Source organism: Streptomyces sp. NBC_00704, assembly GCF_036226605.1.
Classification (GTDB): Bacteria; Actinomycetota; Actinomycetes; order Streptomycetales; family Streptomycetaceae; genus Streptomyces.
Map to the genome: position 1 here is coordinate 3,195,368 of NZ_CP109000.1, position 22,283 is coordinate 3,217,650.

Genomic DNA, 22,283 nt, shown 5'->3' on the forward strand with positions numbered 1-22,283 from the left:
TCAGCTGGGCCCTGCCTTGTATCCGACGCCGCGGACGGTCACCACGATCTCCGGGCGTTCCGGGTCCTTCTCGACCTTGGAGCGCAGTCGCTGTACGTGCACGTTGACCAGGCGGGTGTCGGCGGCGTGCCGGTAGCCCCAGACCTGTTCGAGGAGGACCTCGCGGGTGAACACCTGCCAGGGTTTGCGGGCGAGTGCGACCAGGAGGTCGAACTCCAGCGGGGTCAGCGCGATGGACTGGCCCTCCCGCTTCACGGAGTGGCCGGCGACGTCGATGACGAGGTCGCCTATGGCGAGCTGTTCGGGCGCCGGCTCCTCGGACCTGCGCAGCCGGGCGCGGATGCGGGCGACCAGTTCCTTCGGCTTGAACGGCTTCACGATGTAGTCGTCGGCGCCGGACTCCAGTCCGACGACGACGTCGACGGTGTCGCTCTTGGCCGTGAGCATCACGATCGGCACGCCGGATTCCGCCCTGATCAGGCGGCACACCTCGATGCCGTCCCGTCCGGGCAGCATCAGGTCGAGCAGCACCAGGTCGGGCTTGGCCTCACGGAACGCGGCCAGCGCCTTGTCGCCGTCGGCTACGAAAGACGGCTCAAAACCTTCACCACGCAGCACGATGCCGAGCATCTCGGCCAGTGCGGTGTCGTCGTCGACGACAAGGACTCGTCCCTTCATAAACGACATCATCCCATTCTCGTAACAGTGAAGGTTGCCCAGGTGAGCAGGGTCACCGGCCAGTGACGATAGTCGTACGGGGCGGTCACTGTCTGCCCCTGTCCGCCGTCGCCGGTGCGGGCCCGGGTGTCGGGCTGTGCGGCCGGATCGGCGCGCGCGGCCACGGTTCAAGGACAGCACATGTGGCGTTCGGGTGAGCATGCGGGCTCCCGGTGCGCGGCGCGGGCGGGTTCTCGTGCACGTCGCCGGCGGGCGTCTTCCCGGCTCTCACCCGCTGGGGGTGAGGCGCCGGGCGCGGCGCGGACGAAGACTTTGGCTGTGCAGGTCATGACGGTGCGGTTCGCGTCGTCATGGCGTCCCGGAGCAAGCGAGGTGACCGCGTGAACCGGTACCCGCCCATCGCGGAACACGGCATGGTCGGCGATCTTCAGACCGCGGCCCTGGTGGCGTCCGACGGAACCGTCGACTGGTGGTGCACGCCGCGCTTCGACTCGCCCAGCCTCTTCGCGTCGCTCCTGGACAGCGAGCGCGGCGGGTACTGCCGGCTGGCGGCGGAGCTCCCGGACGGGAACGGCATGAGCGTCCGCCAGCTGTACCTGTCCGACACGGCTGTCCTGGTGACCCGGTTCATGGCGCCGGGCGGGGTGGGCGAGGTGGCCGACTTCATGGTCCCCGACGACTCCCCGACGGCGTCGGGTGTGCACCGGCTGGTGCGCGTCGTACGGGTCGTGCGGGGAAGGATGCCCTTCGTTCTGAGCTGCCGGCCGCGCTTCGACTACGGGCGTGCCCCGCACACGCTGGCGCGGACCGACGAGCGCTCGGTGATCTTCCGGGGGCCGGGAACGGACCTGCACCTGCAAAGCAGCCCCGGCGTCGACCTGCATCCGGACGGTGACGACGTCAGTGCCCGTTTCACCCTGTCCACGGGCGAGGCCGTCGCGATCGTCCTGACGAGCACGCCCGGCGGCGAACCCGCCCCGCCGACCCCGACCCTGGACGACGCGGCCGACGCCCTGGAGAGGTGCCGCGCGTTCTGGCTGTCGTGGCTGCGCTCGTGCACGTACCGGGGCCGCTGGCAGGACATCGTGAACCGGTCGGCGATCACCCTCAAGCTGCTCACGTACGCGCCCACCGGGGCGCCGATCGCCGCCGCGACGATGGGGCTGCCCGAGCAGATCGGCGGCGAGCGCAACTGGGACTACCGCTACACGTGGATCCGTGACGCGTCGCTGTCGGTCAGGGCCCTGATCGACCTGGGCTTCCAGAAGGAGGCGCACGCCTTCCGCCGCTGGCTGCGCGACCGCATCGAGGCCAGGACCACGCCCTCGGCGGATCCGCTCCAGATCATGTACCGGGTGGACGGCGATCCCATTCTGAGCGAAGAGAGCCTCGACCACCTGGAGGGGTACCTCGGGTCCCGTCCGGTGCGCGCGGGCAACGCGGCCGCCGACCAGCTCCAGCTCGACATCTACGGCGAGGCGTCCGACGCCCTCATGGTGGGCGGGGACATCGGCGCGATCCGCGGCTGGCGGGCCCTGACCGACGTGCTGGACTGGCTCGCCGACCACTGGGACCAGCCGGACGAGGGGATCTGGGAGACCCGCGGCGGGCGGCAGAACTTCACCTACAGCCGGCTGATGACGTGGGTGGCGTTCGACCGGGGCGTCCGCGCGGCCACGGCGTTCTCCCGCCCCGCCGACACCGTGCGCTGGACCGCCGCGCGGGACGCCGTCTTCCGCGAGATCGTCGGACGCGGCTGGCACGAGAAGCGGCGGGCGTTCGTGCAGCACTACGACACCGACGTCCTGGACGCCTCGCTGCTGCTGATGCCGAAGGTCGGCTTCCTCTCGCCCCACGACCCCGACTGGCTGAGCACCCTGGACGCCATGGGCGAGGAACTGGTCAGCGACAGCCTCGTCTACCGGTACGACCCCACGGCGTCCCCCGACGGACTGCGCGGTTCGGAGGGCACGTTCAACCTGTGCAGCTTCTTCCACGTCGAGGCGCTCGCCCGCAGCGGCCGGCTCAACCAGGCCCGCCACGCCTTCGACAAGATGCTCACCTACGCCAACCACGTCGGCCTGTTCGCCGAGGAGATCGGCCCGTCGGGCGAGCAACTCGGCAACTTCCCCCAGGCGTTCACCCACCTCGCGCTGGTCACCGCCGCCATGGCACTCGACGAGGAACTGGACAAGGAGCAGTCCCGGCCGGGGTCCGGCGATCACCGGCACCCCGCGACCCACGGCCTCACGCCGCCGACGGGCGGCCCGGCCGGGGGCGGCACCGGTGGCTGACACGGCCGCGCCCACGCGCGCGCAGGCTCAGCGCCGGGTGCTCGCCGCCCTCGCCCTCGCCCAGTTCATCTGCAGCTTCGCCGGCTCCAACATGAACGTGATGATCAACGACATCAGCGAGGACCTGGACACCACGGTGCAGGGCGTCCAGGTCGCCATCACCGTCTTCCTGCTGGTGATGGCGGCGCTCATGATCCCCGGCGGCAAGCTGACCGACCGCTACGGCCGCAAGCGCTGCTTCCTGGCCGGCCTGGTCGTGTACGCCGTCGGCGCGCTCATCAGTGCGGTGGCTCCCGGTCTCGGTGTGCTGATCGTGGGGAACTCCTTCCTCGAAGGCATCGGCACGGCCCTGCTCATCCCGCCCGTGTACATCCTCACCACGCTCCTCTACCCGGACGTGACGTCCCGGGCGCGGGCCTTCGGCGTCATCATGGCGCTGGGCGGCGTCGGCGCCGCCGCCGGCCCGCTGATCGGCGGCCTGATCACGGAGGCGATCAGCTGGCGCGCCGCGTTCGTCTTCCAGGCCCTCGTCATCGCGGTGATCGTCCTGCTCGCCCGGAACCTGGACGACCCGCTGCCGCCCGACCCGACCCGCTCGTTCGACACCGGCGGGGCCGTCCTGTCGGCCGTCGGCCTCGTCCTGGTCGTCATGGGCATCCTGGCCGCCGACGACAACGTCTGGCTCATGATCGCCCTGATCGTCGTGGGCGTACTGGTCCTGCTCTGCTTCTTCCGCTGGGTGGGCGCGAGGGAACGCTCCGGCAGGGAACCGCTCCTGTCCCTCACCCTGTTCCGCAACCGCACCTCCAACCTCGGCCTGATCACCCAGAACGTGCAGTGGCTCCTGCTGATGGGCACCTCGTTCACGGTGGCGGCCTACCTCCAGGTCGTGCGCGACTACAACGCCGTCCGGACCGGCGTCATCTTCACCGCCGCCACCCTCGGACTGCTGCTCACGTCCCTGTCGGCCGAACGCCTCGCCAAGCGCCGCCCGCAGCGCACGCTCATCACGACCGGCTTCCTCGTCACCGTCATCGGCGTGGCCGCCCTGATCGCCCTGGCCGCCGCCTACACGACCGCCTGGTGCTACGTTCCCGGACTGCTCCTCATCGGCCTGGGCCTCGGCCTGATGCTGACCCCGTCGGTGAACGTCGTCCAGTCCAGCTTCCCCGAGGAACGGCAGGGCGAGATCTCCGGTCTCTCCCGCAGCGTCTCCAACCTCGGCTCGTCCTTCGGCACCGCCATAGCCGGCACCATCCTGGTCTCCGGCCTCACCAAGGGCGCCTACGCCGCGGCCATGATCACTCTGGCCGTCATCGGCCTCGCCGGCCTGGCCGCCGCGACCCGCCTCCCCAAATCCACCTGACCGCCCCACCGCCCACCGGATGCCCTGACGGGACCTACGGCGGGACGGCGGGACCGATGGCGAGACGGCGGGGCCGACGGCAGGACGGCAGGACGGCAGGACGGCAGGACGCTCACAAGCGTCCGCGCACGCAGGGGCATCGACCCCTGGAGACGATCCCCAGCAACCAGGGGCGGACCAGCCCGAGTCCCTCCTGCGTTCCTCCGGCCGTTTCTCCGGCGCCTGAGAACGCGCCACCGCCCGCCACCCGCCACCGCCCCGCCCGCTCCCATCCCGGCGAGGGCGACCACCTCCCGGCCCACCCACTCCCAGCCCGACGAGCCCGACGACGGCCCGCTGTTTCCCAGCCCGCTCCCTCCACGCCCGCCCCCTGCTCGCCTGCATCCGTCACGGCAGGCCGACGACCGCCGGGGCGGGCCGCCGTCAGTCCCGGCCCGCCCTGGCGCACATCTCGGCGAGCGCTTCCGCCGTGACGGGCGAGATCGCTCCTTCCTCGGTGACGATCGCCGTCACCAGCTCGGGCGGCGTCACGTCGAACGCCGGGTTGTACGCCTGGGTCCCCAGGGGCGCCACCGGGACGCCCCCGCCGGCTCCCGTCACCGGCGCCTGGGGTGCGCTGACCTCCGTCACCTCGTAGCCGGGCCGCTGCTCGACCTCGATCGACGCCCCGTCCGGCGTCTGCGGATCCACCGTCGTCACGGGCGCGACCACGATGAACGGCACATGGTGGTAGCGCGCCAGCACCGCGAGCGGGTAGGTGCCCACCTTGTTCGCCACCGACCCGTCGGCCGCGATGCGGTCCGCGCCCACCAGGACGGCGTCCACCTCGCCCGCCGCGAACAGCGACCCCGCCGCGTTGTCCGTCAGCAGCGTGTACCCCATGCCGTTGCGCGCCGCCTCGTACGCCGTCAGACGCGCTCCCTGGAGCAGCGGACGGGTCTCGTCCACCCACAGCCGGCGCAGCCGCCCGACCCGGTGCGCCGCGAGCGCGACGGCGAACGCGGTGCCCTCCCCGCCCGACACCAGCGCGCCGGTGTTGCAGTGGGTGAGGACCCGGTGCCCGCCGCCCGGCAGCAGCTCGTCGAGGAGGGCCAGCCCGTGCTCGGCCATCCGGGCGCTCGCCTCGGCGTCCTCGCGGTGCAGCTGCCGCGCGGCGGCCAGCGCCGCCCGCGCGCCCTGCGCGGGGTCACCGCCCCCGGCGACCTCCGCCTGGTAGGCGGCCCGGGCCCGCCGCACGCCCACGGACAGGTTCACCGCGGTCGGCCGGGCGCCGGTCAGCGCGTCGGCGGCGTCGTCCACGTCGAAGCCGCGCACGGCGGCGAGCGCGACGCCGTACGCCCCCGCGATGCCGAGCAGCGGCGCACCGCGCACCGCCAACGACCTGATCGCCTCCACCAGCGCGGACGCGTCGGTGCACACCAGCTCGACTTCCTCGGCCGGCAGTCTCGTCTGGTCGAGAAGAACCACCACGGGACCCTCGGGCGGCTCCTCCCATCGGATCGCGGGAATCTCGCTCGGCCGCTTGTCCTCGCCGGATTGCGCGTACTGATCAGCCATGCGATCAGTCTGCCCCCGATCCGGCGGACAATTGAAGGTGCGCAGCCCATACCGCGGCCGGTCCACCGATCGGCCCACCATGGCACGATGGCTCCCAACCTGCCGCCGCGACCGCGGACGGGCACCGTGAAGGAGCGACGATGAAAGACACTCCGGGCTGGGCCTCGCCCGGATCCGCCCCCTCCGACGGACAGGAGCCCGGCGCGTCCCGCCCTGCCGAGCCCGCCGACCGCCCTGCCGACAGCCCGGACGGCGCCCAGCCCGCGGACCAGCCGGACGCCGACGCGCAGAACCCCGGCCCGAAGTGGTCCAAGGAGCAGCCGCCCCCCGGCCAGTGGTCCGCGCCCGCGGGCCCCGGCAGTCCAGGCCAGGCTCCGCCGCCCCCACCGCCGCCGCCTCCCGGCGCGGGCTGGGGCGGCCCTCCGCCCGCCGGCCCGGGCGCCGGTCATCCCGGCGGCCCCACCGGCCCGGGCCCGCAGGGCGGCCACGACGGCTACGGCTACGGCTACGGCGGACCCCACGGTTACGGCCCTCCCGTGGGTTGGGGAGGAGGCTGGGGCGGTCCCCCGCCTGCCGCCAAGCCCGGTGTGATCCCGCTGCGCCCGCTCGGCGTGGGTGAGATCCTCGACGGCGCCGTCGCCACCATGCGCACCTACTGGCGCACCGTCCTGGGCATCTCGCTGACCGTCGCGGTCGTCACCGAGGTCGTCGTCGTCCTGCTCCAGGGCCTGATCCTGAACGGCTCCACCGACACCACCGCTCTCGGCGACCCCAGCGCCACCGCCGACGAACAGCTCAACGCCATGGGCGACGCCATGCGCGCCTCCGGGCCCATCCTCCTGATCACCCTCCTGGGCACCATCACCGCGACCGCTCTGCTGACGGCCGTCACCAGCCGGGCGGTGCTCGGCAAGCCGGTCACCCTCAAGGAGGCCTGGCGCGACGCCCGCCCCCAGGTGCCCAGACTGTTCGGGCTGATCTTCCTGCTGGTGCTCATCGCCGCCGCGGCCGGCGCCGTGTGCCTGCTGCCGGGCATCCTGGTGAGCGCCGCCGCCGACGGTGACGCGGGAGTCCCGCTGCTGGCTCTCGGCATCCTCGCCTCCTTCGTCCTCGTGCTGTGGCTGCTGGTCCGCTTCTCGCTCGCCTCGCCCGCGCTGATGCTGGAGAAGCAGGGCATCAGGAAGGCGCTCGGCCGTTCCGCGAAGCTCACCCGCGGCTCCTGGTGGCGTGTGTTCGGCATCCAGCTGCTCGCCCTGCTCATCGCCAACATCGTGTCGATGATCGTCGTCGTGCCGTTCGCCCTCCTCGGCGCGGCCCTGAGCGACGGAGGCATCAGCGGCATGGTCCAGGCAGGCGCCGAGTACGGCTGGACCTACCTGATCGTCAGCGGCATCGGCTCGGTCCTCGGCTCCATGGTCACCTTCCCGATCGCGGCCGGCGTCATCGTGCTCCTCTACATCGACCAGCGCATCCGCCGCGAGGCCCTCGACCTCGACCTGGCCCGCGCCGCCGGCCTCCAGGGCTACGGCTCCCCCGCCCCCGGCGCGACCACGGGGAGCTGATGCGGTGAGCCTGACGGGGGGAGCACTCACCGCGCCGCACCCGGGCAGTTTGCCCCCGCGGGCACTGCCCGGCATCGCCGACGGCGCCACGGCGGCCCTGTCCCGCGCCACCGGCCGGGCACTGGCCGCCCTGGTGCGGGCGGGCGGCGGCGCGGCGCCGGCGACGGCCCGGTCGGGAGACCAGCCTCCGGTCACCGTCCCCCGCGACCCCGCCCGGGAAGCAGCCCACCGCGAACTGTCCGGGGACCTGTACCACCAGAACGACCCCGGCCTCCTCCAACGGGCGCTGGACTCCTTCTGGAACTGGATCGGCGACCTGTTCGACAGCGCCTCGTCCGCGACCCCCGGCGGCGCGCTCGGCCTCCTGGTCGTCGTCCTCGCCGTCGGCGCCGTCGTGGCCGCCCTGTGGTGGCGCCTCGGCACACCCGGCCGCAGGCCGGCATCCGCGGTCGCCCTGTTCGACGACCGGCCCCGCAGCGCCGCCCAGCACCGCGCCGCCGCCGAGGCGCACGCCGCCCAGGGCCACTGGAACCAGGCCCTGCAGGAACGCATGCGCGCCGTCGTCCGCGCCCTGGAGGAACGCGCCCTGCTCGACACCCGCCCCGGCCGCACGGCCGACGAGGCCGCGGACGAAGCCGGCCGCTCCCTGCCCGCCCACGCCGACCGGCTGCGCACCGCCGCCCGCGACTTCGACGACGTCACATACGGCGGCCGCCGGGCGACCGAGCAGACGTACCGGCGCACGGCCGAACTCGACCTCGCCATCGAACGCGCCACTCCCCACGCCGCACCGGGCAGCCCCCACACCGCCGCGCGGCCGGCCCGCCAGGGAACCGCCGGATGACGACCGAGGCCGCGCCCGCCACCACCTCCGCGTCCCCCACCGCGCGCCAACTGTGGACCCGCGCGCGGGGGCTGGCCCTCGCCTTCGCCCTCCTCCTCGCGGGGGCCGTCACGCTCGCCGTGCTCCACTCCGAGGCCCGACACGGCGCCCTCGACCCCCGCTCCGCCGACCCCTCCGGCAGCCGCGCCCTCGCCGAACTCCTCGCCGACCACGGGGTGTCCACCCGCCTGGTCACCTCCCTCGCCGAAGCCCGCACCGCGGCGCGCCCCGACACCACCCTCCTGGTCGCCGCCCCCGACCTCCTGACACCACCTCAACAACGGGACCTGCACGCGTCGACCGCCGCCTCCGGAGGCCGCACCCTCCTCGTCGCCCCGAGCAGCGCCTCCGTGACCACTCTCGCCCCCGGCGTGAGCGCCGACCCGGTCCACAGCCGCGACTCCCTGCTCTCCCCCGACTGCGCCCTGCCCGCCGCCCGCCGCGCCGGCACCGCGGAAACCGGCGGCATCCGCTACAGCACCCACCGCCCCGGCGTCGACGGGTGCTACCCCAGCGAACGCCTCGCCACCCTGCTCCGCATCCCCGACACCTCCGGCGACGGCGACACCGTCGTCCTCGGCGCGCCCGACATCCTCTCCAACGAACGCCTCGACAAGCAGGGCAACGCCTCGCTCGCCCTCCAACTCCTCGGCTCCCGCACCCATGTGGTCTGGTACCTCCCCTCACTCTCCGACGCCTCCGCCACCACCCCGGACGACGAAAAAGACTTCCTCGACCTGCTGCCGTCCGGCTGGCTCTGGGGCACACTTCAGCTCTTCGTCGCGGCAGCCCTCGCGGCCCTCTGGCGGGCACGCCGGCTCGGCCCACTCGTGCCCGAACGTCTCCCCGTGGCGATCCGCGCCTCCGAAACCGTCGAAGGCCGCGCCCGCCTCTACCGCAAGGCTGCCGCCCGTGACCGCGCGGCCGCCGCTCTTCGCTCCACCACCCGCATCCGCCTCGCCCCTCTCCTGGGCGTCCCCGTCACCCACGCGCACACGCCCGAGGCGCTGCTGTCCGCCCTGTCCGCCCACCTCCACGGCGACGGACACACCCTGCACTCCCTCCTCTTCGGCCCGCCACCCGGCGACGACGCGGCACTGACCGCACTCGCCGACCAACTCGACGCCCTCGAAAGAGAGGTACGCCGTCCATGATGGACCCGACCACTGACAACGCCGGGAACACCGGGGACCCGGGCCGCGCCCGCGCCTCCCTGGAGGCCCTGCGCGCCGAGATCTCCAAGGCCGTGGTCGGCCAGGACCCCGCCGTGACAGGACTCGTCGTCGCACTCCTCTGCCGCGGACACGTGCTCCTCGAAGGAGTCCCCGGAGTGGCCAAGACGTTGCTCGTCCGCGCCCTCGCCTCGGCACTGGGACTCGACACCAAGCGCGTCCAGTTCACCCCCGACCTCATGCCGGGCGACATCACCGGCTCCCTCGTCTACGACGCCCGCACCGCCGAGTTCTCCTTCCAGCCCGGCCCGGTCTTCACCAACCTCCTGCTCGCCGACGAAATCAACCGCACCCCGCCCAAAACCCAGTCGTCCCTCCTCGAAGCCATGGAGGAACGCCAGGTCACCGTGGACGGCACCCCGCGCCCCCTCCCCGACCCGTTCCTCGTCGCCGCGACCCAGAACCCCGTCGAGTACGAGGGCACCTACCCCCTCCCCGAAGCCCAGCTGGACCGCTTCCTCCTCAAACTCACCATCCCGCTCCCCTCCCGCCAGGAGGAGATCGACGTCCTCACCCGCCACGCCGAGGGCTTCGACCCCCGCGACCTGCACGCCGCCGGCGTACGCCCCGTAGCAGGCCCCGCGGACCTCGAAGCGGCCCGCGCGGCCGTCGCCAAGACCACGATCTCCCCCGAGATCACGGCCTACGTCGTCGACATCGTCCGTGCCACACGCGAATCGCCGTCACTCACCCTGGGCGTGTCCCCTCGCGGCGCGACCGCCCTCCTGGCCACGGCCCGCGCCTGGGCATGGCTCACCGGCCGCGACTACGTGATCCCCGACGACGTCAAAGCCCTCGCTCTCCCCACCCTCCGCCACCGCGTCCAGCTCCGCCCCGAGGCGGAGATGGAAGGGGTCACCGCGGACTCCGTCATCAACGCCGTCCTCGCCCACGTCCCCGTCCCCCGCTGATGGCACTCACCGGACGCACCGCGCTCCTCGCGGCCCTGGGCTCGATCCCCGTCGGCATCTGGGGCCCGGACTGGACCGGCATCCTCGCCGTCAACGCCCCCCTGGCCCTGGCCTGCGCCTGCGACGTCGCCCTGGCGGCCCCCGTCCGACGCCTGAGCCTGACCCGCTCGGGCGACACCACCGCCCGTCTCGGCGAGCCGGCGGACATCACCCTCACCCTCACCAACCCCTCCCGCCGCCCCCTCCGCGCCCAGCTCCGCGACGCCTGGCCACCCAGCAGCTGGCAACCGGGCACGGAAACCGCCGCCTCCCGCCACCGCCTGAACATCCCGCCCGGCGAACGCCGCCGTGTCACCACCCGGCTGCGCCCCATTCGCCGAGGCGACCACCGGTCCGACCGCATCACCATCCGCTCCTACGGCCCCCTCGGCCTCTTCTCCCGCCAAGGCGCCCACCACGTCCCCTGGACCGTGCGCGTCCTGCCGCCGTTCACCAGCCGCAAACACCTCCCGTCGAAACTGTCCCGCCTGCGCGAACTCGACGGCCGCACCAGCGTCCTGACCCGCGGCGAGGGCACGGAATTCGACAGCCTGCGCGAGTACGTTCCCGGCGACGACACCCGCTCCATCGACTGGCGGGCCACAGCGCGCCATTCCACAGTCGCCGTCCGCACCTGGCGCCCCGAACGGGACCGGCACATCCTGCTGGTCCTCGACACCGGCCGCACCTCCGCCGGCCGTGTCGACGACGCCCCCCGTCTCGACGCCTCCATGGACGCCGCTCTCCTTCTCGCCGCCCTGGCCTCCCGAGCCGGCGACCGCGTCGACCTCCTCGCCTACGACCGCCGGGTACGCGCCCTCGTCCAGGGCCGCACGGCACGCGACGTCCTTCCGTCCCTGGTCAACGCCATGGCGACCCTCGAACCCGAACTGGTCGAAACCGACGCCCGCGGACTCACCGCCGCAGCCCTGCGCACGGCCCCCCGTCGCTCCCTCATCGTCCTGCTGACGACACTCGACGCCGCCCCGGTCGAGGAAGGCCTTCTTCCCGTCCTCCCTCAACTGACCCGACGCCATACCGTTCTGGTCGCCTCGGTCGCCGATCCCCGCGTCGCCCGCATGGCCGACTCCCGCGGCGACGTCGACGCGGTCTACGAGGCCGCGGCCGCAGCCCAGGCCCAGACAGAACGCCACCGCACCGCCGAACAACTCCGCCGGCACGGCGTCACCGTCGTCGACGCGACACCGGACGACCTCGCCCCCTCCCTGGCAGACGCCTACCTCGCGCTGAAGGCAGCAGGACGCCTGTAAAGCGAAAAGAGGCTCTCCGACAGGAGAGCCTCTAAAGCCGGCAAACAATAACGTCCGGAAACGCAGAAAACCCCCGCACCAACGGTGCGGGGGTTTCCCATACAATTTGTTCGGCGGTGTCCTACTCTCCCACAGGGTCCCCCCTGCAGTACCATCGGCGCTGTAAGGCTTAGCTTCCGGGTTCGGAATGTAACCGGGCGTTTCCCTCACGCTATGACCACCGAAACACTATGAAACTGTCAGCCGCACCACACCCGTGACCATGGGCATGGGGCTGTTCGTGGTTTCAGAACCAACACAGTGGACGCGAGCAACTGAGGACAAGCCCTCGGCCTATTAGTACCAGTCAGCTTCACCCATTACTGGGCTTCCACATCCGGCCTATCAACCCAGTCGTCTACTGGGAGCCTTACCCCATCAAGTGGGTGGGAATACTCATCTCGAAGCAGGCTTCCCGCTTAGATGCTTTCAGCGGTTATCCCTCCCGAACGTAGCCAACCAGCCATGCCCTTGGCAGAACAACTGGCACACCAGAGGTTCGTCCGTCCCGGTCCTCTCGTACTAGGGACAGCCCTTCTCAATATTCCTGCGCGCGCAGCGGATAGGGACCGAACTGTCTCACGACGTTCTAAACCCAGCTCGCGTACCGCTTTAATGGGCGAACAGCCCAACCCTTGGGACCGACTCCAGCCCCAGGATGCGACGAGCCGACATCGAGGTGCCAAACCATCCCGTCGATATGGACTCTTGGGGAAGATCAGCCTGTTATCCCCGGGGTACCTTTTATCCGTTGAGCGACGGCGCTTCCACAAGCCACCGCCGGATCACTAGTCCCGACTTTCGTCCCTGCTCGACCCGTCGGTCTCACAGTCAAGCTCCCTTGTGCACTTACACTCAACACCTGATTGCCAACCAGGCTGAGGGAACCTTTGGGCGCCTCCGTTACTCTTTAGGAGGCAACCGCCCCAGTTAAACTACCCATCAGACACTGTCCCTGATCCGGATCACGGACCCAGGTTAGACATCCAGCACGACCAGAGTGGTATTTCAACGACGACTCCACAACCACTGGCGTGGCCGCTTCAAAGTCTCCCACCTATCCTACACAAGCCGAACCGAACACCAATATCAAACTGTAGTAAAGGTCCCGGGGTCTTTCCGTCCTGCTGCGCGAAACGAGCATCTTTACTCGTAGTGCAATTTCACCGGGCCTATGGTTGAGACAGTCGAGAAGTCGTTACGCCATTCGTGCAGGTCGGAACTTACCCGACAAGGAATTTCGCTACCTTAGGATGGTTATAGTTACCACCGCCGTTTACTGGCGCTTAAGTTCTCAGCTTCGCCACACCGAAATGTGACTAACCGGTCCCCTTAACGTTCCAGCACCGGGCAGGCGTCAGTCCGTATACATCGCCTTACGGCTTCGCACGGACCTGTGTTTTTAGTAAACAGTCGCTTCTCGCTGGTCTCTGCGGCCACACCCAGCTCGAGGAGCAAGTCCTCTCACCAAACGTGGCCCCCCTTCTCCCGAAGTTACGGGGGCATTTTGCCGAGTTCCTTAACCATAGTTCACCCGAACGCCTCGGTATTCTCTACCTGACCACCTGAGTCGGTTTAGGGTACGGGCCGCCATGAAACTCGCTAGAGGCTTTTCTCGACAGCATAGGATCATCCACTTCGCCACAATCGGCTCGGCATCAGGTCTCAGACTATATGGTGTGCGGATTTGCCTACACACCGTCCTACACCCTTACCCCGGGACAACCACCGCCCGGGATGGACTACCTTCCTGCGTCACCCCATCACTCACCTACTACAAGTCTGGTTCGCCGGCTCCACCACTTTCCATTCCCCGAAGGGTCCGGAACGGCTTCACGGACTTAGCATCGCCTGGTTCGATGTTTGACGCTTCACAGCGGGTACCGGAATATCAACCGGTTATCCATCGACTACGCCTGTCGGCCTCGCCTTAGGTCCCGACTTACCCTGGGCAGATCAGCTTGACCCAGGAACCCTTAGTCAATCGGCGCACACGTTTCTCACGTGTGAATCGCTACTCATGCCTGCATTCTCACTCGTGAACCGTCCACAACTACCTTCCGGTGCTGCTTCACCCGGCACACGACGCTCCCCTACCCATCCACACAGGCGTTGGCCCTATTATGTGAATGACACGACTTCGGCGGTACGCTTGAGCCCCGCTACATTGTCGGCGCGGAATCACTAGACCAGTGAGCTATTACGCACTCTTTCAAGGGTGGCTGCTTCTAAGCCAACCTCCTGGTTGTCTGTGCGACTCCACATCCTTTCCCACTTAGCGTACGCTTAGGGGCCTTAGTCGATGCTCTGGGCTGTTTCCCTCTCGACCATGGAGCTTATCCCCCACAGTCTCACTGCCGCGCTCTCACTTACCGGCATTCGGAGTTTGGCTAAGGTCAGTAACCCGGTAGGGCCCATCGCCTATCCAGTGCTCTACCTCCGGCAAGAAACACACGACGCTGCACCTAAATGCATTTCGGGGAGAACCAGCTATCACGGAGTTTGATTGGCCTTTCACCCCTAACCACAGGTCATCCCCCAGGTTTTCAACCCTGGTGGGTTCGGTCCTCCACGAAGTCTTACCTCCGCTTCAACCTGCCCATGGCTAGATCACTCCGCTTCGGGTCTTGAGCGTGCTACTAAAATCGCCCTGTTCGGACTCGCTTTCGCTACGGCTTCCCCACTCGGGTTAACCTCGCAACACACCGCAAACTCGCAGGCTCATTCTTCAAAAGGCACGCAGTCACGAGACGAAGAGCAAGCTCTCCGTCCGACGCTCCCACGGCTTGTAGGCACACGGTTTCAGGTACTATTTCACTCCGCTCCCGCGGTACTTTTCACCATTCCCTCACGGTACTATCCGCTATCGGTCACCAGGGAATATTTAGGCTTAGCGGGTGGTCCCGCCAGATTCACACGGGATTTCTCGGGCCCCGTGCTACTTGGGTGTCTCTCAAACGAGCCGCTGATGTTTCGACTACGGGGGTCTTACCCTCTACGCCGGACCTTTCGCATGTCCTTCGCCTACATCAACGGTTTCTGACTCGTCTCACGGCCGGCAGACCGTAAAAGAGAGATCCCACAACCCCGTATGCGCAACCCCTGCCGGGTCTCACACGCATACGGTTTGGCCTCATCCGGTTTCGCTCGCCACTACTCCCGGAATCACGGTTGTTTTCTCTTCCTGCGGGTACTGAGATGTTTCACTTCCCCGCGTTCCCTCCACACTGCCTATGTGTTCAGCAGCGGGTGACAGCCCATGACGACTGCCGGGTTTCCCCATTCGGAAACCCCCGGATCAAAGCCTGGTTGACGACTCCCCGGGGACTATCGTGGCCTCCCACGTCCTTCATCGGTTCCTGGTGCCAAGGCATCCACCGTGCGCCCTTAAAAACTTGGCCACAGATGCTCGCGTCCACTGTGCAGTTCTCAAACAACGACCAGCCACCCATCACCCCCAACCTGAGCTGGAGTTCACTGGGGCCGGCATCAGAAGGACGACCTTGCGGCCGTGCCCTCAGACACCCAACAGCGTGCCCGGCCCTCCCGCCGCTTCCCTCATTCGTTCCACGCCCCGAAGGACAGTACTGGAAGGAGAAGACAGTCAAGAGTGCCGAATAATCAACGTTCCACCCTTGAGCAACCAGCATCGGACGTTCGCCGATGAACTGGCCCCTGGACAGCCTTGCGGCTGCCTAGAAGTGCTCCTTAGAAAGGAGGTGATCCAGCCGCACCTTCCGGTACGGCTACCTTGTTACGACTTCGTCCCAATCGCCAGTCCCACCTTCGACAGCTCCCTCCCACAAGGGGTTGGGCCACCGGCTTCGGGTGTTACCGACTTTCGTGACGTGACGGGCGGTGTGTACAAGGCCCGGGAACGTATTCACCGCAGCAATGCTGATCTGCGATTACTAGCAACTCCGACTTCATGGGGTCGAGTTGCAGACCCCAATCCGAACTGAGACCGGCTTTTTGAGATTCGCTCCACCTCACGGTTTCGCAGCTCTTTGTACCGGCCATTGTAGCACGTGTGCAGCCCAAGACATAAGGGGCATGATGACTTGACGTCGTCCCCACCTTCCTCCGAGTTGACCCCGGCAGTCTCCTGTGAGTCCCCATCACCCCGAAGGGCATGCTGGCAACACAGAACAAGGGTTGCGCTCGTTGCGGGACTTAACCCAACATCTCACGACACGAGCTGACGACAGCCATGCACCACCTGTACACCGACCACAAGGGGGCGACCATCTCTGGCCGTTTCCGGTGTATGTCAAGCCTTGGTAAGGTTCTTCGCGTTGCGTCGAATTAAGCCACATGCTCCGCTGCTTGTGCGGGCCCCCGTCAATTCCTTTGAGTTTTAGCCTTGCGGCCGTACTCCCCAGGCGGGGAACTTAATGCGTTAGCTGCGGCACCGACGACGTGGAATGTCGCCAACACCTAGTTCCCACCGTTTACGGCGTGGACTACCAGGGTATCTAATCCTGTTCGCTCCCCACGCTTTCGCTCCTCAGCGTCAGTAATGGCCCAGAGATCCGCCTTCGCCACCGGTGTTCCTCCTGATATCTGCGCATTTCACCGCTACACCAGGAATTCCGATCTCCCCTACCACACTCTAGTCTGCCCGTATCGAATGCAGACCCGGGGTTAAGCCCCGGGCTTTCACATCCGACGCGACAGACCGCCTACGAGCTCTTTACGCCCAATAATTCCGGACAACGCTTGCGCCCTACGTATTACCGCGGCTGCTGGCACGTAGTTAGCCGGCGCTTCTTCTGCAGGTACCGTCACTTTCGCTTCTTCCCTGCTGAAAGAGGTTTACAACCCGAAGGCCGTCATCCCTCACGCGGCGTCGCTGCATCAGGCTTTCGCCCATTGTGCAATATTCCCCACTGCTGCCTCCCGTAGGAGTCTGGGCCGTGTCTCAGTCCCAGTGTGGCCGGTCGCCCTCTCAGGCCGGCTACCCGTCGTCGCCTTGGTGAGCCATTACCTCACCAACAAGCTGATAGGCCGCGGGCTCATCCTTCACCGCCGGAGCTTTCAACCCCCACCCATGCGAGTGGAAGTGGTATCCGGTATTAGACCCCGTTTCCAGGGCTTGTCCCAGAGTGAAGGGCAGATTGCCCACGTGTTACTCACCCGTTCGCCACTAATCCCCACCGAAGTGGTTCATCGTTCGACTTGCATGTGTTAAGCACGCCGCCAGCGTTCGTCCTGAGCCAGGATCAAACTCTCCGTGAATGTTTTCCCGTAATCGGGACCACACATCACGAGAGCGGAACGGTCAGGCGGAATAAGCCCGACCGTTCACAGCGTCCTCGCTGTGTTTTTTTTCAAAGGAACCTCATCCTCGGCTTTCACGGCCGGGGACGGGGTATCAACATATCTGGCGTTGATTTTTGGCACGCTGTTGAGTTCTCAAGGAACGGACGCTTCCTTTGTACTCACCCGAACTTCTCGGGCTTTCCTCCGGGCGCTTCCCTTCGGTCTTGCGTTTCCGACTCTATCAGACCGTTTTCCGATCCGATTTCCTCGGTGCTTTCCAGGTTCCCGCTTTTGTTTCGCGGTTTCCTTTCCGGCGGTTCCGACTTTATCAGAAGTCTCAGGCCGTTTTGACCGGCCATTCGTTTTCCGACTTGTCGGGAGGGCCTCGATGGAATCTGCGATTCGAGAGGCCGATCTAGATACTAACCGCTGCCGACCGGACTCTGTCCAGTCCCAGGCAACTGTTCGAATCTACCTCCCCACGCGCTCCGTGTCAACGGCTTTTGTGGGGCGAAGAGGAGACTAGCAGTTCATCGGGGCCGGTCGCACATCAGGCGGCCGTGGGCACCGTGGCGCTGCGTTCGGCCTCCTCGACGTCGCCCGTGTCGCCGGCGCGTGCGGCCCTGCCGCCGAGGACGTAGACGTAGCCGAGGAAGGCCAGTTCGGCTATGACGCCGATGGTGATGCGGGCCCAGGTGGGCAGGCCGGACGGGGTGACGAACCCTTCGATGGCCCCGGAGACGAAGAGGACCAGCGCGAGTCCGATCGCCATGCCCACTGCGGCGCGGCCCTCTTCCGCGAGGGCGTCCCGGCGGGTGCGGGGTCCGGGGTCGATCACCGTCCAGCCCAGGCGGAGCCCGGTGCCGGCCGCGACGAACACCGCGGTCAGCTCCAGCAGGCCGTGGGGCAGGACGAGGCCGAGGAAAGTGTCCAGCCGGCCTGCGGAGGACATGAGGCCGGCTCCGATGCCGAGGTTCAGCATGTTCTGGAAGAGGATCCAGAAGACCGGCAGGCCCAGGAAGACGCCCAGGACGAGGCACATCGCGGCGGCCTGGGCGTTGTTCGTCCAGACCTGGGCGGCGAACGCCGCTGCCTGGTGGCTCGAGTAGTACGTCTCGTAGAGACCGCCGGGGCGGGTGAGCTGCCGCAGTTCGTCGGGGGCCGCGATGGAGGACTGGACGTCGGGATGGGTTCCGATCCACCACCCGAGGAGGAAGGCGACGGCGGTGGAGAGCAGCGCGGTCGGCACCCACCAGTGGCGTGAGCGGTAGACCGCGGCCGGGAAGCTCCGCGTGAGGAAGCGCGTCACATCGCGCCAGGAAGCGCGGCGGGTTCCCGTCACCGCGCTCCGCGCGCGGGCCACGAGCTGGGTGAGCCGGCCGGTGAGCTGGGGGTCGGGGGCGCTGGACTGGATGAGGGAGAGGTGGGTGGCGGCGCGCTGGTACAGGGTGACGAGTTCGTCGGTCTCCGCGCCGGTGAGACGGCGTCGGCGGCGCAGGAGTACGTCCAGGCGCTCCCACTCCGCTCGGTGGGCGGAGACGAAGACGTCGAGGTCCATCGGTGTGCCTTCTCCTCGGCTGTTCGTCAGCGGCCGGTAGTGATGTCAGCTTGTCCTACTGCGGCGCGATGTGCCTTCAGCTTGGCAGACTGGCCGTTCACGGGGCGGGCGGTACGGGGAAGGGACGGCGGGCGTGAGTGAGCTGGTGACGGGTGAGGCGGTGGCGCTGGAATTTCGGCCCGCCAGGCTGCCCAGCCGGGCGTTGTCGACGCTGCTGGACCTGGCCGTGGTTCTGGTGGTCTTCCTCGTCGTGAGCGTCGCGGTGTTGGCCGCGACGGCTTCTCTGGACGAGGCGGCGCAGATCGCGCTGTCGATCGCCGCGTTCCTGCTGGTGCTGGTGGGCGGGCCGATCGCGGTGGAGACGCTCAGCCATGGCCGTTCGCTCGGCAAGATGGCGTGCGGGCTGCGGGTGGTGCGGGACGACGGCGGGCCGATCCGGTTCCGGCACGCGCTGGTGCGGGGTGCGATCGGTGTCGTGGAAATTCTGCTGACGTTCGGGGTGGTGGCCTGTATCGCGTCCCTCGTGTCGGCGAGGGGGCGCCGGCTCGGCGATGTGTTCGCCGGGACTTTGGTGGTGCGTGAGCGGATTCCGGTGGCGCGGTCCGGTTTCCTGCCGCCGCCTCCGCCCTGGCTGGCGGGGCGTTTCCAGGGGCTCGACCTGTCCGCGGTGCCGGACGGGCTGTGGCTGGCGGTGCGCCAGTACCTGGGGCGGATGAACCAGCTGGATCCGCAGGTCGGCCTGGCGATGGCGCAGCGGCTGGCGGGTGATCTCGCGGCGCGTACGGGGGCGCCGGTGCCGCAGGGGGTGCCGCCGGCCGCTTTTCTGGCCGCGGTGGTGCAGGAACGGCAGGTCAGGGAGGCGCGGCGGGCGTTCGCGGGAGGTTCCTACGGGCCGCCGGCTCCTGCTCCTGCGGAGCCCTCGGCGTATGGGCCGCCCGCGGTCTTTGGCCCCCCGGTGTCCTACGGGACGTCGGTGTCCTACGGTCCGCCGTCGCTCTCGGGTCCGCCGGTGCCGTCCGAGGCCGCTCCGGCGCGGGCGGACGGTGATCGGCCGGAGGGGCCCGGGAGCGGGTTCGTGCCGCCCGCTTAGGTCTGCCCGGCCTGTCGGGAGAGGTGTCCGTCAGTGGGCCGTGTGGGGCGAAGGGCGGGTGCCCGTGTCGGGGCCGCCGGCTGTCCGGGGGGTCTTCTGTCCGGAGGCCGGGTCAGGTGAACGTGGAGGGGGGTGCCTCCAGGTCCTCCAGCTCGATTCCGGGGGCCGCGAGGACAACGTCCCCGGCGATGTGCACGGTGTGCTGTTCACCGGTGTCCAGGGCTGTGACCTGGTATTCGTCCACGGTGAGGGGGCCGTTGTCAGTGGCGTGTGCTTCGCTTCTCAGCAAGGCCCAGGACTGGTCCACGGTGCGTGGGGCGAGGACCGGATCCGTGAAGGCGACGAGGCGTACGTGGGTTGCCGGGGAGGAGGGGGTGAGGCGCAGGAGACGGGTGGTCGCGACGAGGAAGGCGGGGGATGTGCCGGTGAAGGCGTGGGCGGGGACGTTGCCTTCCGTGGCGTCGGCGCCGGTGGGGTCGGTGCGCACCCAGGTGACGCCTTCCAGGGCTGCGCCGCGGACCTGCCAGCTGCTCGCGTGGAGTTCGAGGCGCAGGGGGCGGCCGAGGTCGTCGAGGGTGAGGTCGACGGAGCCGGTGTGCTCGCCGGTGGGGGTGGTGAGCTGGGAGACGTAGCGCCAGCCGGAGGGGCCGGGGGCGCAGTGGAAGTGCTCGTGGGCGAAGGGGGTGTGATCGTGTGGATCGTGGAGCGAATAGCGGCCGCGGGGCATCGGGGTCCTGGGTGTGACGGGCCGGCTGGTGCGGGGCGTGCCGTCGTCTCGGCGGGCGGGTCGGGTGGGCTGACGGCCGGTTCGGGCCGGGCCGAAGAGGCAGGCCCCCGTCACGGGGGTGCGGGGGCCTGTCTCGGAGGACCTGTGCGGACCGGTGGGGGTCCCTTGAGGTCCGGTGCTGAGGGGCGCGTCGGTGTGTGGACGCGCCCGTCAGCCGGGGGCGGGACTCAGTAGCGGTACTGGTCCGACTTGTAGGGGCCGTCGACGTCGACGCCGATGTAGGAGGCCTGCTCCGGTCGCAGGGTGGTCAGCTTGACGCCGAGGGCGTCGAGGTGGAGGCGGGCGACCTTCTCGTCGAGGTGCTTGGGCAGCGTGTAGACGCCGGTCGGGTACTCGTCGGGCTTGGTGAACAGCTCGATCTGGGCCAGGGTCTGGTCCGCGAAGGAGTTGGACATCACGAACGAGGGGTGGCCGGTGGCGTTGCCCAGGTTCAGCAGGCGGCCCTCCGACAGCACGATGATGACCTTGCCGTCGGGGAACGTCCACGTGTGGACCTGCGGCTTGACCTCGTCCTTGACGATGCCGGGGATCTTCGCGAGGCCGGCCATGTCGATCTCGTTGTCGAAGTGGCCGATGTTCCCGACGATGGCCTGGTGCTTCATCCTGGCCATGTCGGAGGCCATGATGATGTCCTTGTTGCCGGTGGTGGTGATGAAGATGTCGGCCTGGTCGACGACCTCGTCCAGCGTGGTGACCTGGTAGCCGTCCATCGCCGCCTGCAGCGCGCAGATGGGGTCGATCTCGGTGATGATGACGCGGGCGCCCTGGCCGCGCAGCGACTCGGCGCAGCCCTTGCCGACGTCGCCGTAGCCGCAGACGACGGCGGTCTTGCCGCCGATGAGGACGTCGGTGGCGCGGTTGATGCCGTCGATCAGGGAGTGGCGGCAGCCGTACTTGTTGTCGAACTTCGACTTGGTCACGGCGTCGTTGACGTTGATCGCGGGGAAGAGGAGGACGCCGTCGCGCTGCATCTCGTACAGGCGGTGGACGCCCGTGGTGGTCTCCTCGGTCACGCCGCGGATCTCCGAGGCGAGCTGGGTCCACTTCTGGGAGCCGTCGGTGATGGTGCGGTTGAGGAGTTCGAGGACGACGCGGTGCTCGTCGTTCTCGGCGGTGTCGACGGAGGGGACCTTGCCGTCCTTCTCGTACTCCACGCCCTTGTGGACGAGCAGGGTGGCGTCACCGCCGTCGTCGAGGATCATGTTGGGGCCGCCGGTGGGGCTGTCCGGCCAGGTCAGCGCCTGCTCGGTGCACCACCAGTACTCCTCCAGCGTCTCGCCCTTCCAGGCGAAGACGGGGACGCCCTGCGGGTTGTCCACCGTGCCGTCGGGGCCCACGGCGATCGCGGCCGCGGCGTGGTCCTGGGTGGAGAAGATGTTGCAGGACGCCCAGCGGACGCGGGCGCCGAGGGCGACCAGCGTCTCGATGAGGACGGCGGTCTGCACGGTCATGTGCAGGGAGCCGGTGACGCGGGCGCCGGCCAGGGGCTGCGCCTCGGCGTACTCGCGGCGGATCGCCATGAGGCCCGGCATCTCGTGCTCGGCGAGGGTGATCTCCTTGCGGCCGAAGGCGGCCAGGGAGAGATCGGCGACCTTGAAGTCCTGTCGGTTGTCGACAGTCGTCATGGTGAGCTGCTCCTACGGGTCGGTGGAGAGGGTGGGTACGGCTGGTCTGCGCGCCGGCGGACACAGGGGTGCCCGAGAGGCACGCGGGCATGCCCGCGTGCGCGCGGCGCAGTCCGTCGGAGGCCCTCT

General features: G+C 68.6%; 13 protein-coding genes and 3 rRNA genes. 8 read left to right on the forward strand and 8 right to left on the reverse strand.

Going from position 1 to position 22,283, the window contains the following annotated elements:
• On the reverse strand, positions 1-690 hold the full coding sequence (gene mtrA / locus OG802_RS13940) for a two-component system response regulator MtrA (protein WP_187281934.1): 690 nt from the start codon (positions 688-690) through the stop codon (positions 1-3).
• Between the two features lie 368 nt (positions 691-1,058).
• Between mtrA and OG802_RS13945 the strand changes: the two genes are divergently transcribed.
• Together OG802_RS13945 and OG802_RS13950 are read left to right on the forward strand one after the other, a co-directional pair.
• A complete protein-coding gene (locus OG802_RS13945; protein ID WP_329410549.1) occupies positions 1,059-2,972 on the forward strand; it encodes a glycoside hydrolase family 15 protein in 1,914 nt (637 codons plus the stop codon).
• Positions 2,965-4,338 (forward strand): MFS transporter, encoded by a 1,374-nt coding sequence (locus tag OG802_RS13950; protein ID WP_329410551.1) that lies wholly within the window; start codon positions 2,965-2,967, stop codon positions 4,336-4,338. Before OG802_RS13945 ends, OG802_RS13950 begins: the two co-directional genes overlap by 8 nt.
• Positions 4,339-4,761: 423 nt before the next feature.
• Here the strand turns inward: OG802_RS13950 and mtnA are convergent, their stop codons facing one another.
• The gene (mtnA, locus tag OG802_RS13955) at positions 4,762-5,895 is read right to left on the reverse strand and encodes an S-methyl-5-thioribose-1-phosphate isomerase (RefSeq protein WP_329410553.1); all 1,134 of its coding nucleotides are present in this window, start codon (positions 5,893-5,895) and stop codon (positions 4,762-4,764) included.
• Between the two features lie 140 nt (positions 5,896-6,035).
• Here mtnA and OG802_RS13960 point away from each other — a divergent pair, with 140 nt between their 5' ends.
• Genes OG802_RS13960 through OG802_RS13980 form a run of 5 tightly spaced genes read left to right on the forward strand, consistent with a single transcriptional unit; the run spans position 6,036 to position 11,793 of the window.
• Complete coding sequence (locus OG802_RS13960; RefSeq protein ID WP_329410555.1) at positions 6,036-7,457, forward strand: glycerophosphoryl diester phosphodiesterase membrane domain-containing protein; 1,422 nt, start codon at positions 6,036-6,038, stop codon at positions 7,455-7,457.
• 4 nt (positions 7,458-7,461) lie between these two features.
• On the forward strand, positions 7,462-8,301 hold the full coding sequence (locus OG802_RS13965) for a DUF4129 domain-containing protein (RefSeq protein ID WP_443055243.1): 840 nt from the start codon (positions 7,462-7,464) through the stop codon (positions 8,299-8,301).
• Entirely contained in the window at positions 8,298-9,494 is a 1,197-nt protein-coding gene (locus OG802_RS13970; RefSeq protein WP_329410557.1) for a DUF4350 domain-containing protein, read from the forward strand. Before OG802_RS13965 ends, OG802_RS13970 begins: the two co-directional genes overlap by 4 nt.
• On the forward strand, positions 9,494-10,483 hold the full coding sequence (locus OG802_RS13975) for an AAA family ATPase (RefSeq protein ID WP_329410559.1): 990 nt from the start codon (positions 9,494-9,496) through the stop codon (positions 10,481-10,483). Before OG802_RS13970 ends, OG802_RS13975 begins: the two co-directional genes overlap by 1 nt.
• Complete coding sequence (locus tag OG802_RS13980; RefSeq protein WP_329410561.1) at positions 10,483-11,793, forward strand: DUF58 domain-containing protein; 1,311 nt, start codon at positions 10,483-10,485, stop codon at positions 11,791-11,793. Before OG802_RS13975 ends, OG802_RS13980 begins: the two co-directional genes overlap by 1 nt.
• A 108-nt stretch (positions 11,794-11,901) precedes the next feature.
• On the opposite strand, the gene rrf is transcribed toward OG802_RS13980, so the two are convergent.
• From rrf to OG802_RS14000, 4 genes are all read right to left on the reverse strand, one after another.
• Positions 11,902-12,018 (reverse strand): 5S ribosomal RNA (gene rrf, locus OG802_RS13985).
• A 91-nt stretch (positions 12,019-12,109) separates the two neighbouring features.
• A 23S ribosomal RNA gene (locus OG802_RS13990) occupies positions 12,110-15,233 on the reverse strand.
• Between the two features lie 311 nt (positions 15,234-15,544).
• Positions 15,545-17,070, reverse strand: a 16S ribosomal RNA gene (locus OG802_RS13995).
• The 16S, 23S and 5S rRNA genes sit together here, the layout of an rRNA operon.
• Before the next feature lie 574 nt (positions 17,071-17,644).
• On the reverse strand, positions 17,645-18,652 hold the full coding sequence (locus OG802_RS14000; RefSeq protein ID WP_329410563.1) for a stage II sporulation protein M: 1,008 nt from the start codon (positions 18,650-18,652) through the stop codon (positions 17,645-17,647).
• Positions 18,653-18,785: 133 nt separating this feature from the next.
• On the opposite strand from OG802_RS14000, the gene OG802_RS14005 reads away from it, so the two are divergent.
• Positions 18,786-19,742, forward strand: a complete 957-nt coding sequence (locus tag OG802_RS14005; RefSeq protein WP_329410565.1) for an RDD family protein — start codon at positions 18,786-18,788, stop codon at positions 19,740-19,742.
• A 112-nt stretch (positions 19,743-19,854) separates the two neighbouring features.
• On the opposite strand, the gene OG802_RS14010 is transcribed toward OG802_RS14005, so the two are convergent.
• Together OG802_RS14010 and ahcY are read right to left on the reverse strand one after the other, a co-directional pair.
• Positions 19,855-20,469: a hypothetical protein gene (locus OG802_RS14010; RefSeq protein WP_329410567.1), complete on the reverse strand. Its 615-nt coding sequence runs from the start codon at positions 20,467-20,469 to the stop codon at positions 19,855-19,857.
• Between the two features lie 227 nt (positions 20,470-20,696).
• The gene (ahcY, locus tag OG802_RS14015; protein ID WP_329410570.1) at positions 20,697-22,154 is read right to left on the reverse strand and encodes an adenosylhomocysteinase; all 1,458 of its coding nucleotides are present in this window, start codon (positions 22,152-22,154) and stop codon (positions 20,697-20,699) included.
• Positions 22,155-22,283: the final 129 nt, after the last annotated feature.